This window comes from Pantoea sp. Seng (assembly GCF_009829935.1).
GTDB lineage: Bacteria > Pseudomonadota > Gammaproteobacteria > Enterobacterales > Enterobacteriaceae > Pantoea > Pantoea communis.
This window is the reverse complement of the sequence record NZ_SZZV01000002.1, coordinates 67,528-83,035: the sequence shown is the minus strand read 5'-3', so window position 1 is coordinate 83,035 and position 15,508 is coordinate 67,528. Positions and strand designations below refer to the sequence as shown.

Genomic DNA, 15,508 nt, shown 5'->3' with positions numbered 1-15,508 from the left:
GAGAGCCGAAGCTCTCCCTTTGTGTGACTAAAAAAAGATTACTGTGAAGTGCCGTCAGTTTTCTTGTTGACGTCTCCACCACCTTCCTTCGTTTCAACTTTTTTATTTACATCCGGGCATTTACCATCTTTACACATGGTATTTTTGTGAACTTCTTCAGCGGACATATTGCTGGAATCAGTGCCGGAAGTCGCCGCACTGTTAGCATTGGTGCTACCGTTATTGATTTTGCTGTTATCAACATTATTCGGTGGCAGATTCTGTTTAGCGCCACCTGCAGCCGCGCCAGCTTCCGCTGAGGCATTCGCTTCACCATTATTATTCGCTGCAGCCATTGCTGCACCGCTGCCCAGGGTCATCGCTGCCGTCAGAAAGATAATTGCAAACTTATTCATCATTATGCTCCTTTAATCGATGGAGAGTTGCCGTCAAACACCACGGGTGCTGAGTGACGAAAATAACGTACCGTGACGGAATATAATTCCATCGTTAACGCTTCGCTTAAAAATTAAATAGCGCAAGAACCTCATTCCTCAGTGCTTACGTTTAAAAAGCTTAGTTCATGAGCGTATAAATGCAAATTTCACAGAAGCATTTATGCGAGCGTGGAATTTACACTCGCAGCCTGAAGGGATACATTTAACGGGTTGCGCCCGGCGAACGCGGGGCCAGAAATTTGAATGGAATTATGTATGGATTATCAGAACGACGATTTACGCATCAGAGAAATCAAAGAATTATTACCGCCTGTTGCTTTGCTCGAAAAATTCCCCGCTACCGATAAAGCCGCTGAAACCGTTGCTCAGGCACGTCAGGCTATTCACCGCATTCTGCACGGCCAGGACGATCGCCTGCTGGTGGTGATCGGTCCTTGCTCAATCCACGATACCGAAGCCGCTAAAGAGTACGCGAGCCGTCTGCTGACGCTGCGTGACGAGCTGAAAGGTGAGCTGGAAGTGGTCATGCGTGTTTATTTCGAAAAACCGCGTACCACTGTGGGGTGGAAAGGGCTGATCAACGATCCGTTTATGGATGGCAGCTTCCAGATCAACGATGGCCTGCGTCTGGCGCGTAAGCTGTTGGTGGATATCAACGACATCGGTCTGCCAGCGGCAGGCGAGTTCCTTGATATGATCACCCCACAATATATGGCGGATCTGATGAGCTGGGGCGCGATTGGTGCGCGTACCACCGAATCCCAGGTGCATCGTGAACTCTCTTCCGGTTTATCTTGCCCGGTCGGCTTCAAAAACGGCACCGATGGCACCATCAAAGTGGCCATCGACGCGATTGGTGCCGCCAGCGCGCCGCATTGCTTCCTCTCCGTCACCAAATTCGGTCATTCGGCGATTGTCGAAACCAGCGGTAACGAAGATTGCCATATCATTCTGCGCGGCGGCAAAGAGCCGAACTACAGCGCAGAACACGTGGCAGCGGTGAAAACCGGTCTGGAGAAAGCGGGCTTGCGTCCGCAGGTGATGATCGACTTTAGCCATGCCAACAGCAGCAAGCAGTTCCAGCGTCAGATGGTGGTCGCTGATGATGTGGCGCAGCAGATCGCGGGCGGTGAGCAGGCGATTACTGGCGTGATGATCGAGAGCCATCTGGTGGAAGGGAATCAGAGCCTCGACAGCGGTAAAGAGCTGGTTTACGGCCAGAGCGTCACCGATGCCTGCATCGGCTGGGAAGACACCGAGAAAGCCTTGCGTCAACTGGCGCAGGCGATCAAACAACGCCGCGGCTAATTGCTTAACGCGCAATAAAAAAGGCCAGACTCGCGTCTGGCCTTTTTGTTTTTAAGCCGGGAATTACCTGGCTTTACCCTGGTTAGCCACTGCTGCAGCTTTCGCGGCAATCTCGTCGGCATCACCTAGGTAGTAACGCTTCAGCGGTTTGAAGTTCTCATCGAACTCATACACCAACGGCACGCCAGTTGGGATGTTCAGTTCGAGGATTTCATCTTCGCTAAGGTTATCGAGGTATTTTACCAACGCACGCAGTGAGTTACCGTGTGCTGCAATGATCACTTTCTCACCGCTTTTGATGCGCGGCAGAATGCTTTCATTCCAGTAAGGAATAACACGTTCGATGGTCAGTGCCAGGCTCTCGGTGGTTGGCAGCTGTGCGTCGGTCAGTGATGCGTAACGTGGGTCGTGGCCCGGGAAACGCTCATCCGCACGATCCAGTTCTGGTGGGGTGATGGCAAAGCCACGACGCCACTGTTTTACCTGATCGTCGCCGTATTTGGCGGCGGTTTCAGCTTTATCCAGACCCTGCAGCGCACCGTAGTGACGCTCGTTCAGACGCCAGGTTTTCTCAACCGGCAGCCACGCCTGATCCAGCTCATCCAGCACGTTCCACAGGGTGTGGATGGCGCGTTTCAGCACGGAGGTATAAGCGAAATCAAACACGAAACCTTCTTTCTTCAGCAGCTGACCGGCTGCTTTGGCTTCGGTGCGACCTTTGTCTGACAGATCCACGTCATACCATCCGGTGAAGCGGTTTTCCTGGTTCCACTGGCTTTCGCCGTGTCGCACCAGAACCAGCTTAGTTACGGCCATAGCTTAACTCCTTAATGCTTGATGTTTCGATGATTATAGAAACCGGCTGCGGCCACCTGAAAAGCGGCACACTGATAGCGCCATACCATAGCGGAAAACAACGCACGGCGTAAGCCTGTCGCTAACGCAGTGCGCGTTTTTCATCCGCTGGCTTACTGCGGTGTGAAGCGATAACGCGTCACAGACTGCCAGCGATCGCCGGGTTGCAGCCAGCAATCAGGCTGCGGCCACTCGGTATGGTTGGGCGAATCCGGTAAAAATTCACTCTCCAACGCGATGCCCTGGAAAGCAGTATAGCTGCCCTGTTCACGGGCGCGTGTTCCATCCAGATAGTTGCCGGAATAGAACTGCAGCGCCGGTGCGGCGGTAAACACGGTCAGCGCCAGTTTGCCATCGGCCGACCACAGTTCGGCGGCGGGCTGAGTGCTGTCGCCAGCGGTGCTGAGCAGAAACGCGTGGTCATAGCCTTTCACCGCTTTTTGATCGTCATCGGCGAGGAAGTCATCCATCACACACTTCGGTTGATTGAAATCGAAGCTGGTGCCGGCCACGGCTTTCAGTGGCGCGTTAGGGATGCCTTCGCTATCGACCGGTAAGTAACGATCCGCGTGCAGTTGTAAGCGATGCTGGCGTGCATCGCCATGATGCGCGTCAAGATTGAAGTAAGCATGGTTGGTGAGGTTCACCGGGCAGGGCTTGTCGGTCTGCGCGTCATAGGTGATCGACAGGCAGTTATCATCGTCAAGATGGTAAATCACTTCGGCAATCAGGTTGCCAGGGAAACCCTGATCGCCATCGGGTGAATCGATACGATAGTGCACTTCGGTCTCGCTCTGGCTGACAATTTGCCAGCGGCGCTTATCGAAGCCTTCCGGTCCGCCGTGCAGTTGATGCGCACCCTGATTAGCGGCCAGCAGCAGATTTAGCGGCTTAAGCTCAGCCGAAGCGATGCGGTTGGCGTAGCGGCCCACCGTCGCGCCAAGGTAAGCATCCTGATGCAGATAGTCCGATGGTGTGGCGCAGCCGAGCAGCGCTTCACGCACGCTGCCATCCTGCATCGGCACGCGCGCGGAGAGCCAGGTCGCGCCCCAATCCATAAAAGTGACCACCATGCCGTTGCGATTGCGTAGCACGGTCATGCGCCACGGTTGCCCGTCTGGCGCATGAGAGTTGACGTCGCTTACCATTGGCCCGCTCCTGCTGACGCTTTGCACACGTAGAAGGTTTCTTTGATGCCGGTCTGCGCTTCGTATTTTTCGGCAACCGCGGCTTTCACCTGATCCACCAGTTCGGTTGGCATCAGTGCCACGATGCAGCCGCCAAAGCCGCCGCCGGTCATACGCACGCCGCCACGCGGACCGAGCTCTGCCTTGACGATCTCCACCAGCTGATCGATAGGCGGTACGGTGATTTCGAAATCATCACGCATTGAGGCGTGGGATTCGGCCATCAGTTCACCCATGCGCTTCAGATCGCCACTGCTCAGCGCATCGGCGGCTTCCAGCGTACGGGCATTTTCGGTGATGACATGGCGCACACGTTTTGCCACCAGCGCATCCAGCTGCGATTCCGACGCGGCAAACTCTTCCAGCGTGACATCGCGCAGCGCCGGTTTGTTGAAGAAGCGTGCACCGGTTTCGCACTGCTCACGGCGGGTGTTGTACTCGCTGCCCACCAGGCTGCGGCGGAAGTTGGAGTTGATGATCACCACCGCGACATCTTCCGGCATCGAGACGGCGCGTGTGCCGAGTGTGCGGCAGTCCAGCAGCATGGCGTGATCGGGCTGACCCAGCGCAGAAATCAGCTGGTCCATAATGCCGCAATTGCAACCAACGAACTGGTTTTCCGCTTCCTGACCGTTAACCGCAATCGCAGCGCCGTCCAGCTTCAGCTGATAGAGCTGCTGGAACACGGTGCCGACCGCCACTTCCAGTGACGCCGATGAACTCAGGCCCGCACCCTGTGGCACGTTGCCACTGATCACCAGATCCGCACCGCCAAAGCTGGCATCACGCTTCTGCAGATGTTTCACCACACCGCGCACGTAGTTGGCCCACATCGGCTCTTTTAACGCTTCAATCGGCGCATCCAGTGAGAAGCTGTCCTGCTGATTGTCATAATCAACCGCGACCACGCGCACCTGGCGGTCGTCACGTTTGGCGCAGGCAATCACCGTCTGGTAATCAATGGCGCACGGCAGCACAAAGCCGTCGTTGTAATCGGTGTGCTCACCAATCAGATTCACGCGGCCTGGCGCCTGAATGCTGTGCGTCGGTTGATAGCCAAAGGTATCAGCGAAAACCTGTTGAGTAGTGGACTTTAATGACATTTATTGCGCCTCGCGGAAATGGATATCGCTGACAGAACGCAGACGTTCTGCTGCCTGTTCCGCCGTTAAATCACGTTGGGTTTCGGCCAGCATTTCGTAGCCAACCATAAATTTACGTACCGTGGCCGAACGCAGCAGCGGCGGATAGAAATGAGCATGTAACTGCCAGTGCTCGTTGGCTTCGCCATTAAAGGGCGCGCCGTGCCAGCCCATCGAGTAGGGGAAGGAGCACTGGAACAGGTTGTCATAGCGGCTGGTGAGCTGCTTGAGCGCCAGCGCCAGATCGCTGCGCTGGGCAGCGGTCAAATCTGTGATGCGTTTGATGTGGGCTTTTGGTAGCAGCAGGGTTTCAAACGGCCACGCGGCCCACCACGGCACCACGGCCAGCCAGTGTTCGGTTTCTACCACGGTGCGGCTGCCATCTTTTAGCTCACGCGCGACGTAATCCACCAGCATCGGCGAACCTTTTTCGTCAAAGTAGCGGCGCTGATTATCATCTTCTTTTTGCGCTTCATTAGGCAGAAAACTGTTAGCCCAGATCTGGCCGTGCGGATGGGGATTTGAGCAGCCCATCGCTGCGCCTTTGTTCTCAAACACCTGCACCCATGGATAGTGCTGACCGAGATCGGCGGTCTGCTCTTGCCAGGTGCGCACAATATCTTCCAGTCCACTGAGCGGCAGTTCCGGCAGCGTTTTACTGTGGTCAGGTGAGAAGCAAATTACCCGGCTGGTGCCGCGTGCGCTCTCACAGCGCATCAGCAGATCGTCGCTTTGCGGCGCATCGGGTGTATCGGTCATCAGCGCGGCAAAGTCGTTGGTGAAAACATAGGTGGTTTTATAATCGGGGTTTTTATCCCCGGTGATGCGGGTGTTGCCGGCACACAGGAAGCAATCAGGATCGTGCGCAGGCAGTTGTTCCAGCGCAGGCGTTTCCTGCGCACCCTGCCATGGACGCTTGGCACGATGCGGTGAGACCAACACCCACTGATCGATCAATGGGTTATAACGGCGATGCGGATGATCAACCGGATTAAATTTTTCCATAACGAGTCCTGGTAAACGGCAAACGGATCAAAATCACTGCGATCAAGGTAGCACAAAGGCGGGCCCCAAAGCGTGATCCAGTCTGGATAAATGGTATCGTTTACACAAGGTGACGATTCTCATTTTGTGGGGTTATAACGCGCGTTTGCTGAAATACCAGGCGGGTAAATGGTAGCGGTTACATCGGCTATTCAATGAGGTGAATATCAATGCGCACGCGACAATGTAAAAGGGTTTAGCAGAAGACCGGATTGAAGCATAAATATGCCCCTACGATGCAGGGGCGGGGTTGATGACGATGAGGTTATCGCAAATCATCCTGCTGGAATCCGTATCCTTCATCCTGCTTCACAAAGCTCAGGCGATGAGTAATACACTGCGGCGCATCTTCGGCATGGTGTGAGACAAACAGTAACTGCGTTCGTCCTTCACCAATCAGCACATCAACAAAGCGGCGCACCAGCTGGCGGTTAATTGGATCGAGCCCCTGCAGCGGCTCATCCAGAATGAGCAGGGTAGGATGTTTGACCAGCGCACGCGCAATCAGCACCAGGCGCTGCTGGCCCCATGACAAACCGTGGAACGGCGCATCGGCCAGATGATTGTCCATACCCAATAAGGCCAGCCACTGGCGCGCCAGCGCTTTCTGCCGATCCGAAGCGGGTTGATACAAGCCGATCGAATCGAAAAAGCCGGACAGCACCACGGTGCGCACGTTGCAGCTGACGCGATAATCGAGATGCAAACTGCTGCTGACGTAACCAATGTGCTGTTTGATGTCCCAAATGGTTTCACCGCTGCCGCGACGGATACCAAACAGGGTTAAGTCGTTGCTGTAGCCTTGCGAATGATCGCCGGTCACCAGACTCAACAGAGTGGATTTACCCGCGCCGTTGGGCCCCACAATTTGCCAGTGCTCGCCGGGATTCACCTGCCAGCTCAGCCCATCGATCACCGCTTTATCGTTATACGACACCACGCCATTACGCAGAACAACACGCGGCGCATCTTCCGCCAGTTGTGGTAACTGATCCGGTGCATCCGCTTCTGGCAACGCCATGCCGTCGAGTTTCTCACTGTGTGCCAGTTGCGCAACCAGTGCTTCTGCCAGTATCGCCTGGCGTTCGCCCACGTGGGTCAGGGTGCACTCGGCCAGCACACCGACCTGTTGCACAAAGTCAGGAATATCGTCAAAGCGGTTGAGCACCAGCACCACGGTAAAGCCATGCAGGTGCAGATCGCTCAGCGTCTCCGCCAGGCTGGCGCGTGAGGCAACATCTAATCCATCGAAAGGTTCATCGAGAATCAATAAATCGGGCTGCGCCATCAGCGCCTGGCACAGCAGGGTTTTGCGGGTTTCGCCGGTGGAGAGGTATTTGAAGCGGCGATCGAGCAGATAGGTGATGCCAAACTGCTGGGCCAGCGCCTGACACCTCGCCTCATCCTTCACTTCATCCTGAATGATCTGTGCGGCGGTGCGGCCAGTATCGTCTTCGCCTTCACTCAGCAGATCGGTGTTGTTGCGTTCCCACTCCTGCGCCACCAGCTTTTGCAGCTGCTCCAGCGAGAGGCGCGTGCGACGCTGAAAGTCCTGGGTAACCGCGCCTTTACCCGGCAAGAGTTCACCAGAAAGTGCGCGCGCCAGGGCGGATTTACCGCTGCCGTTGGCGCCGACAAAGGCCCAGCTTTCGCCGCTTTTGAGAGTCAGATCGTTGAGGGACAGTGCTCGGGTGTCGCTAAGGTGAAATATGCCTTGCGAAATTTGCAATGAAGCCATGATTCATTCCGTTTTATGCATCGTGTTACTCAGTTGTAGCGAGCGACGCAGACGAAGTCAAATCATGGCCTGGTTTTCAGAGCAGTGTGGCGATGATGGCGTGTTCCGCATTAAAACTGGCGGTTACGCTGCTGCCAGGCTGCAGATTCTGCTGTTGCACCTGCGCGTTGTTCACCGTTGCACACAGGGTTTCACCACTCGGCAATGTCATCAACACTTCGCTGACCTGTTCACCTGGCTCGATGGCGCTGATCGTTACCTGCAATTGATTATCGCTGTTTACCACATCCCGGCTCACCTGAATCCACGGTGCTTTGATCAGCACCAGCACTTCTTTGCCACTGTCGAGCTGCAGACGTTCGGCACTGCGTTCGGTGATTGCCACCTGCAAACGCGTGACGCCGTCGGCCAGCTGAACCTCAATGTGCTGCTGCACCTGATGGTGATCGCGCGCCATCACCGTGCCAAATAGCTGATTGCGCGCACTGGTTTGCAGGGAGAAACGCGCAATCGCCGCCAGTAAACTGTCGAGCGGCAGGCTGTCGTTTTGCAGCGCATCAAAAGCTTTCTGCTGGATCTGCTCCATCAGGTGAAACAGCTGAATCAGACGCTCGCCATAGCGCGTCAGCTGCGCGCCGCCGCCGCCTTTGCCTCCGGTGGCACGGTCGACTAAGGTTTTATCAGCCATCTGATTCATGTCGTTGATGGCATCCCAGGCACTTTTGTAGCTGATGCCCGCTAATTTAGCGCCCTGGCTGATGGAGCCGGTTTCCTGCACGCGTTTCAGCAGTTCGATGCGACGAGGGTCGGCAAACAGCTTCTGCTGAAGACGAATGTGAAGAGAAAGTTCTGCCTGCATGTCAGCTCCTTAAGTGAGTACGACAAGTGTAAGGCCAAAAGTAAAAGCACGAAAAGGGCAGTGCGTTTTTTTCCCTAACCGTTACAATCACTTTTTTATTTTCTGCGTGAGGTTTCCATGCTGGAACTGCTTAAAAGCCTGGCTGTGGCTGTCATCATGGTGCCAATTGTGATGGCCATTATGCTCGGTCTGATTTACGGCCTGGGTGAAGTGTTCAACGTCATCTCCAAATTTGGCCGCCGCGACGATCGTCCTGCCAACAGCTCGCAACACTGATTTTACAAGCGCCCGCACTCAGCGGGCGTTTTTTCTTTAACTTCCCCTCAATCCTGCCGATATTAAGTTCATGACAGCATTTGTTCCCACGTTGTATTATCGAATATATAACGTAACAAGGAGTAAAAAATGCTGAAAATCAATTACCGCTGGGCTGCTATTACCGTACTCACTGTTTCCATGGCCGGTCACGCTGTGGCGGCAGAGAAGATCACCGTGTTTGCTGCGGCATCGTTAACCAATGCGATGCAGGATATTGCCACGCAATATCAGAAAAAGAGCGGCGTTGAAGTGGTATCGTCCTTCGCTTCATCCTCGACGCTGGCGCGCCAGATCGAACAGGGGGCACCGGCCGATCTGTTTATCTCTGCTGACCAGCAGTGGATGGACTATGCGGTGGATAAAAAGAGTGTGGTGGAGAACACCCGCTACACCTTGCTGGGCAATGATTTAGTGTTGGTGGCACCGAAAAGCGACAGCGCAAAAGCGGTGACTATCAATGCAAAAACTGACTGGAAAAGTTTTTTGAAAGGCGAACGTCTGGCGGTGGGCGATCCGGATCATGTCCCGGCCGGGATTTATGCCAAAGAAGCGCTGCAAAAGCTGGGCGCGTGGGATACGGTGTCGCCGCAGCTTGCACCGGCTAACAACGTCCGTGCCGCATTGGCGCTGGTCGAACGCAATGAATCACCGTATGGCATCGTGTACGGTTCTGATGCGGTTGCCAGTGACAAAGTGCAGGTAGTAGGACGCTTCCCGGACGATAGCCACAAGCCAGTGGAATATCCGATGGCGGTGGTAAAAGATCATCAGAACGCAACGGTTGAAGCCTTCTACAAATATTTGCAGGGGCCGGACGCCGCTGCTGTGTTTAAACAGTATGGATTTGCGCCGAAGAAATGATACTCAGTGATCCCGAATGGGAGGCCGTGTTTCTCAGCTTAAAAGTTTCCAGCGTAGCGGTGCTGTTTAGCTTGCCGTTTGGCATCATGATGGCCTGGATTCTGGCACGTTGCCGGTTTCCAGGTAAAACCTTACTCGACAGTCTTATCCATTTGCCGCTGGTATTGCCACCGGTGGTGGTGGGATATCTGTTGCTGATTGCACTGGGCCGACGTGGATTCATCGGCGAGTGGCTTTACGACTGGTTCGGTTTCACCCTGGCCTTTAGCTGGCGTGGGGCGGTATTGGCTTCGGCCGTGATGGCTTTTCCGCTGATGGTGCGGGCGATTCGTCTGGCACTGGAAGCGGTGGATACCAAACTGGAACAGGCAGCACGCACGCTCGGTGCCGGTCGCTGGCGCGTGTTCTTCACTATCACCTTGCCGCTTACGCTACCGGGCATCATTGTCGGTACCGTTCTCGCTTTCGCCCGTTCACTGGGTGAGTTTGGCGCCACCATCACCTTCGTTTCGAATATCCCCGGCGAGACGCGCACCATTCCCTCGGCGATGTTCACCCTGATTGAAACCCCCGGCGCAGAAGGCACTGCCGCACGCTTGTGTGCGGTGGCCATTGCGCTGGCGCTGTTATCGCTTGTGGCCTCTGAGCTGTTGGCACGTTGGGGCCGTAAGCGGCTGGGGGCAGCCTGATGCTTAATCTCAATATTTCCCAGTTGCTGGGCGATCACCAACTGAACGTCAACGTGCAGGTTCCCGGCAGCGGCATTACGGCTGTTTTTGGTGTATCCGGTGCGGGCAAAACGTCGCTGATCAACGCGATTGGCGGTTTGACACAGCCGCAAAGCGGCCAGATTCAGCTCAACGATCGTCTGCTGTTTGATTCGGCGACGCAGGTCAATCTGCCGCCGGAAAAACGCCGCGTTGGCTATGTGTTCCAGGACGCTCGGCTGTTTCCGCACTATCGGGTGCGCGGCAATTTGCAATATGGCATGGCTGCTGCCATGAAGCCGCAGTTTAACGCGCTGGTGGCATTACTGGGCCTTGAGCCTCTGCTGAGCCGTTTTCCGGCCTCGTTGTCAGGCGGCGAGAAACAGCGCGTGGCGATTGGCCGCGCGCTGCTCACCGCGCCAGATATTTTGTTGATGGATGAGCCGCTGGCGTCGCTGGATTTACCACGCAAGCGCGAATTGATGCCGTATTTGCAAAAGCTGGCGAAACAGGTCGATATTCCGATTCTCTACGTCTCGCACAGCCTGGATGAAATTCTGCAACTGGCGGACAACGTGCTGGTGCTCGACAACGGCAAAGTCAAAGCCTTTGGTTCGCTGGAGAAGGTGTGGAGCAGTGCAGCCATGCGCCCGTGGCTGCCGATAGCCGATCGCAGCAGCGTGCTCAGAGTGCAGGTTCTGGAACAGCATCCCGATTACCCGATGACGGCACTCTCTTTAGGGGATCAGCATATCTGGGTAAGCCGCGTCAACCAGCCGCTGAAAACCGCACTGCGCATTCGTATCGCTTCTGGTGATGTGTCGCTGGCCTTGCAGCCGCCGCAAAACACCTCGGTGCGCAATATCCTGCCAGCTCAGGTGGTCGAGTTATTGGAGATTGACGATCAGGTGGAAGTGAAGTTGCGCATTGGCATTAGCGAACTGTGGGCGCGAATTTCGCCGTGGGCGCGAGATGAGCTGGGGATCCGGCCCGATCAATGGCTGTATGCGCAAATTAAGAGTGTGGCGATCACGGCTTGACCTTAGGGTCATCAAGGGCGATCAGACAAAATGTGTGCGATGTGCGGATGAAAGCACCCGGTGTGACCCTCATTATTAACGATAAGGTGCAGCAGCGGCCGCACCTTAAGCATTCGCAAGGTGCGCCGTGGTGCGCACCGCGAACATCCTGTGCTTACAGGACTTCCTGATAAATCACTTCGGCAATACCTGGCTCCAGATTGGTGCCAATCACCTTTTTGCTGCGCGCTTTAATCGCCTCATCAGCATTGCCCATCGCCACGCCTAAACCGACCTGCTCCAGCATACTGAGATCGTTGTAGTTATCGCCGAACGCCAGCACATCCTGCATGCTGAAGCCCTGGCTCTCTACCCACTGTGCCAGACGCTTGCCTTTGCTGTTGCCCGCCTGAGCGATATCCACCTGATCGTGCCATGACCACTCACACGCCAGGCCGAGTTCGGCTTCAGTGCGTTCAGCAAACTGCTGCAATGCACGGGTGTCAGGGTGGGAAAGAGCGAACTTCCAGATGGATTGCGCATCCAGCGCCGCCTGCGCCAGGCTTGGCACCTGCAGGAACAGAGGACGCTGCGCTTCCGGTAGGGATTGTGCCCAGTTCAGGGTGCGGGTCACATGGCCTGTCGGCTCCTGATACAGCATCGCATCATCGACATACAGCAGGCCGTGAATGTTCTCCTGATCGAGCATCTCAATCACGCGGGTCGCCTGGCTTTTTTCCAGCGGATCGGAAGCCAATACTTTTTTCGCCTGATAATCGTACAAGTAGGTGCCGTTACAGCAGATTGCGGGTGTATCCAGCTGCAGCGCCTGATAAAAAGGATGAATGGCGCAGTGGTGGCGACCGGTCACAATCAGCACTTTGACCCCCGCCTGTTGTGCGCGGGCTAAAGCTTCGATCGATTCAGGCAAAATGGTTTTAGTAGGGGTCAGCAGGGTGCCGTCGAGGTCAAGGGCGATTACGCGGTAGCTCATTACACTTTCCGTCCGGGAGTTAGCAAAGCATTGAGTCTACACCCGGCAGCGGCCCTGAGACAAAAAACAGGGCACAAATGAATCCAGCGCGGCAAAATGAAACGCGCTACAGTTATCCCTTTCATCAGGCAGCGAATAAGGAAAAACGCATGAAACAAGTCGTGTATACCGCCAGTCCCGAGAGCCAGCAGATCCATGCGTGGCAGTTGCAGGAAGATGGCGCACTGACGTTATTGCAGGTCACGGATGTGGCCGGTCAGGTGCAGCCGATGGTGGTGAGCCCGAAGAAAGATTTCCTCTATGTCGGTGTTCGTCCGAATTTTCGCGTATTAGCGTATCGCATTGCGGCCGACGGTTCTCTGAGTCTGGCGGGTGAAGCGCCACTGCCGGGCAGCCCAACGCATATTTCGACCGATCGCCAGGGTAAATTCCTGTTCTGCGGTTCTTACAATGATGCATGCGTCAGCATCAGCCCGATCGACAGCGATGGTTTGCCGCAAGCCCCAAGCCAGGTGATTGGCGGCATGGATGGCTGCCATTCAGCCAATATCGATCTCAGCAACCAAACGCTGTTTGTGCCAGCACTGAAGCAGGATCGTATTTGCCTGTTCCAGCTTAACGCCGATGGCACTCTGGCACCGCGCGAGCAAGCACAGGTCACCACAGTTGAAGGTGCGGGTCCGCGCCATATGGCATTCCATCCAAATGGCGCGTACGGCTATGTGGTGAATGAACTTGATAGCACCGTGGATGTGTGGGCACTGAACAACGTGCATGGTCAGGTTGAGCGTGTGCAGAGTCTGGATATGATGCCAAAAGATTTCAGCGACACGCGCTGGGCGGCTGATATCCATATCACGCCAGACGGCCGTTTCCTCTATGCCTGTGACCGCACCAGCAGCACCCTTACTGCATTTAGCATCAGCGAAGATGGTTCAGTGCTGGCGATTGAAGGTTATCAGCCAACCGAAACCCAGCCGCGCGGCTTCAATATTGATAACAGCGGTCAGTATCTGGTGGCGGCAGGACAGAAGTCGCACCATATCGAAGTCTACAAGATTGCCGATCGCGGTCTGTTGCAACCGCTGGCGCGTTACGCGGTGGGACAAGGCCCGATGTGGGTGGTGATTCACACCCTGGATTGATGATAAAACGGCGCCATTCGGCGCCGTTCTCATTTTAAGAATACAGAACTGTGATCGACGCGCTTGCCAGTGCATGGAAGTGCACATTAAAGCCGACCATGGCGCCGCTCGCGCCGGCGTCGACATCAATCTTATCGGTGTCCATCGCGTGCACAGTAAAGATATAGCGATGCGGATCACCCTGTGGTGGTGCTGCGCCACCGTAACCGGTTTGACCGAAGTCGGTACGGGTTTGAATCGCACCCTGCGGCACCTCGACCACGCCTGAACCGGAACCTTGTGGCAGCTCGGTGACGTCAGCCGGAATATTTGCCACTACCCAGTGCCACCAGCCAGAACCGGTGGGGGCATCCGGATCGAAGCAGGTCACGACAAAGCTCTTTGTCCCTGCAGGCACCTCATCCCACGCCAAATGGGGAGACAGATTGTCACCCTGACGTCCCATCCCATTGAAAACGTGACGTTCGGGCATTTTATCGCCGTCTTTAAAATCCTGGCTAACTACGCGCATGACTTCTCCTTTTTCCGTTGTGCAGTGTGCTCTCCATCATGGTGGAAAACGCGCTCCACTTCCAGTTCGCTTAGGCCAGGAAATGTGCCTCAACGTCCAATGCCGCGCGCACCGCCTGGGTTAACTGCGCCAACTCTGCGGCAGAAATCAGATAAGGTGGCATCAGATAGATCAGCTTGCCGAACGGACGGATCCACACGCCACGTTCGACAAAGAACTGCTGCAGCGCCGCCATATTGACCGGTGAACGCGTTTCAATCACACCAATCGCGCCCAGCACACGCGCATCGGCCACCGCATGATGTTCACGCAACGGCAGCAGCTCACGACGCAGTTGCTGTTCAATCGCCGCCACCTGCGCAGGCCAAAGTCCCTCGTTGATCATCGTCAGGCTTTCAACGGCCACCGCAGAAGCCAGCGGATTGCCCATAAAGGTCGGGCCATGCATAAAGCAACCTGCCGCACTGCGGCTAATGGTGTCGGCCACTTCGCGCGTGGTCAACGTGGCGGAGAGCGTCATGGTGCCGCCGGTCAGCGCTTTACCGAGGCAGAGAATATCTGGCGTAATCCCGGCGTGTTCACAGGCAAACAGCTTGCCGCTGCGGCCAAAGCCGGTGGCGATTTCATCGGCAATCAGCAGGATACCGTAGCGGTCGCACAGCTCACGCACCTGTTGCAGGTAGCGCGGGTGATAGAAACGCATACCGCCTGCGCCTTGCACAATCGGTTCAAGGATCACCGCGGCAATGTCGCGATGGTGCGTCTCGGCTAACCGGGCGAAATCAGCGAAGTCCGCATCGTTCCACTCGTCATCAAAACCGCACTGCGGCGCAGCGGCAAACAGATGCTCGGGCAGATAGCCGCGCCACAGACTGTGCATCGAATTTTCCGGATCGCACACCGACATCGCGGCAAAAGTATCGCCGTGATAGCCACGTTTTAACGTCAGGAATTTCTGTCGCGTTCTACCGCGCCCCAGCCAGTACTGCAACGCCATTTTCATCGATACTTCAACGGCAATCGACCCCGAATCGGCGAGGAACACGCACTCCAGCGCTTCAGGGGTCATCTCGACCAGTTGACGGCTCAATGCCACTGCCGACGGATGGGTAATGCCGCCAAACATCACGTGCGACATCTGTGCCATTTGTTGCTGCATCGCCTGATTGAGGCGCGGATGGTTATAGCCATGAATCGCTGCCCACCATGACGACATACCGTCGACCAGTTCACGTCCATCGGCCAATTGAAGCTGGCAACCGTGCGCTGCCACCACCGGATAACAGGGCAGGGGATCGCGCATTGACGTATAAGGATGCCAGATATGCTGGCGGTCAAAGTTGAGGTCGTCTTGGGTGAACATCAATCTTGTAAACCATTTTG

Annotated in this window: 16 protein-coding genes; 6 read left to right on the top strand and 10 right to left on the bottom strand. The window is 55.6% G+C overall.

What is annotated here, in order from left to right:
* Window positions 1-38: 38 nt before the first annotated feature.
* Window positions 39-398, bottom strand: coding sequence for a YbgS-like family protein (locus FD737_RS02060; protein WP_160832587.1), 360 nt, complete (start codon window positions 396-398; stop codon window positions 39-41).
* Between the two features lie 294 nt (window positions 399-692).
* Here FD737_RS02060 and aroG point away from each other — a divergent pair, with 294 nt between their 5' ends.
* The gene (gene aroG, locus FD737_RS02055; protein WP_034821187.1) at window positions 693-1,745 is read left to right on the top strand and encodes a 3-deoxy-7-phosphoheptulonate synthase AroG; all 1,053 of its coding nucleotides are present in this window, start codon (window positions 693-695) and stop codon (window positions 1,743-1,745) included.
* 63 nt (window positions 1,746-1,808) lie between these two features.
* Here aroG and gpmA read toward each other — a convergent pair whose 3' ends face one another.
* From gpmA to modE, 6 genes are all read right to left on the bottom strand, one after another.
* Window positions 1,809-2,561: a 2,3-diphosphoglycerate-dependent phosphoglycerate mutase gene (gene gpmA, locus FD737_RS02050; RefSeq protein WP_160832586.1), complete on the bottom strand. Its 753-nt coding sequence runs from the start codon at window positions 2,559-2,561 to the stop codon at window positions 1,809-1,811.
* A gap of 152 nt (window positions 2,562-2,713) precedes the next feature.
* On the bottom strand, window positions 2,714-3,748 hold the full coding sequence (gene galM / locus FD737_RS02045) for a galactose-1-epimerase (RefSeq protein WP_160832585.1): 1,035 nt from the start codon (window positions 3,746-3,748) through the stop codon (window positions 2,714-2,716).
* Window positions 3,742-4,890 carry a galactokinase gene (galK, locus tag FD737_RS02040; protein WP_160832584.1) on the bottom strand — a complete coding sequence of 383 codons (1,149 nt, stop codon included), beginning with the start codon at window positions 4,888-4,890 and terminating at the stop codon, window positions 3,742-3,744. Before galK ends, galM begins: the two co-directional genes overlap by 7 nt.
* The gene (galT, locus tag FD737_RS02035; RefSeq protein WP_160832583.1) at window positions 4,891-5,934 is read right to left on the bottom strand and encodes a galactose-1-phosphate uridylyltransferase; all 1,044 of its coding nucleotides are present in this window, start codon (window positions 5,932-5,934) and stop codon (window positions 4,891-4,893) included.
* Between the two features lie 304 nt (window positions 5,935-6,238).
* A complete protein-coding gene (modF, locus tag FD737_RS02030; protein WP_160832582.1) occupies window positions 6,239-7,711 on the bottom strand; it encodes a molybdate ABC transporter ATP-binding protein ModF in 1,473 nt (490 codons plus the stop codon).
* 76 nt (window positions 7,712-7,787) lie between these two features.
* The gene (gene modE / locus FD737_RS02025) at window positions 7,788-8,570 is read right to left on the bottom strand and encodes a molybdenum-dependent transcriptional regulator (protein ID WP_160832581.1); all 783 of its coding nucleotides are present in this window, start codon (window positions 8,568-8,570) and stop codon (window positions 7,788-7,790) included.
* Window positions 8,571-8,687: 117 nt separating this feature from the next.
* Here modE and FD737_RS02020 point away from each other — a divergent pair, with 117 nt between their 5' ends.
* The 4 genes from FD737_RS02020 to modC all read left to right on the top strand — a co-directional run bounded on the left by FD737_RS02020 (window position 8,688) and on the right by modC (window position 11,496).
* The gene (locus FD737_RS02020; RefSeq protein ID WP_013508338.1) at window positions 8,688-8,846 is read left to right on the top strand and encodes an AcrZ family multidrug efflux pump-associated protein; all 159 of its coding nucleotides are present in this window, start codon (window positions 8,688-8,690) and stop codon (window positions 8,844-8,846) included.
* A gap of 129 nt (window positions 8,847-8,975) precedes the next feature.
* Window positions 8,976-9,749, top strand: coding sequence for a molybdate ABC transporter substrate-binding protein (modA, locus tag FD737_RS02015; RefSeq protein ID WP_160832580.1), 774 nt, complete (start codon window positions 8,976-8,978; stop codon window positions 9,747-9,749).
* Window positions 9,746-10,438 (top strand): molybdate ABC transporter permease subunit, encoded by a 693-nt coding sequence (gene modB / locus FD737_RS02010; RefSeq protein WP_160832579.1) that lies wholly within the window; start codon window positions 9,746-9,748, stop codon window positions 10,436-10,438. Before modA ends, modB begins: the two co-directional genes overlap by 4 nt.
* Window positions 10,438-11,496 (top strand): molybdenum ABC transporter ATP-binding protein ModC, encoded by a 1,059-nt coding sequence (gene modC, locus FD737_RS02005; protein ID WP_160832578.1) that lies wholly within the window; start codon window positions 10,438-10,440, stop codon window positions 11,494-11,496. Before modB ends, modC begins: the two co-directional genes overlap by 1 nt.
* A 154-nt stretch (window positions 11,497-11,650) precedes the next feature.
* Here the strand turns inward: modC and FD737_RS02000 are convergent, their stop codons facing one another.
* Entirely contained in the window at window positions 11,651-12,469 is an 819-nt protein-coding gene (locus FD737_RS02000; protein ID WP_160832577.1) for a pyridoxal phosphatase, read from the bottom strand.
* 149 nt (window positions 12,470-12,618) lie between these two features.
* On the opposite strand from FD737_RS02000, the gene pgl reads away from it, so the two are divergent.
* Window positions 12,619-13,614, top strand: coding sequence for a 6-phosphogluconolactonase (gene pgl, locus FD737_RS01995; RefSeq protein ID WP_160832576.1), 996 nt, complete (start codon window positions 12,619-12,621; stop codon window positions 13,612-13,614).
* 34 nt (window positions 13,615-13,648) lie between these two features.
* On the opposite strand, the gene FD737_RS01990 is transcribed toward pgl, so the two are convergent.
* Both FD737_RS01990 and bioA read right to left on the bottom strand, forming a co-directional pair.
* The gene (locus FD737_RS01990; protein ID WP_160832575.1) at window positions 13,649-14,125 is read right to left on the bottom strand and encodes a kinase inhibitor; all 477 of its coding nucleotides are present in this window, start codon (window positions 14,123-14,125) and stop codon (window positions 13,649-13,651) included.
* 70 nt (window positions 14,126-14,195) lie between these two features.
* Window positions 14,196-15,488 (bottom strand): adenosylmethionine--8-amino-7-oxononanoate transaminase, encoded by a 1,293-nt coding sequence (bioA, locus tag FD737_RS01985; protein WP_160832574.1) that lies wholly within the window; start codon window positions 15,486-15,488, stop codon window positions 14,196-14,198.
* Window positions 15,489-15,508: the final 20 nt, after the last annotated feature.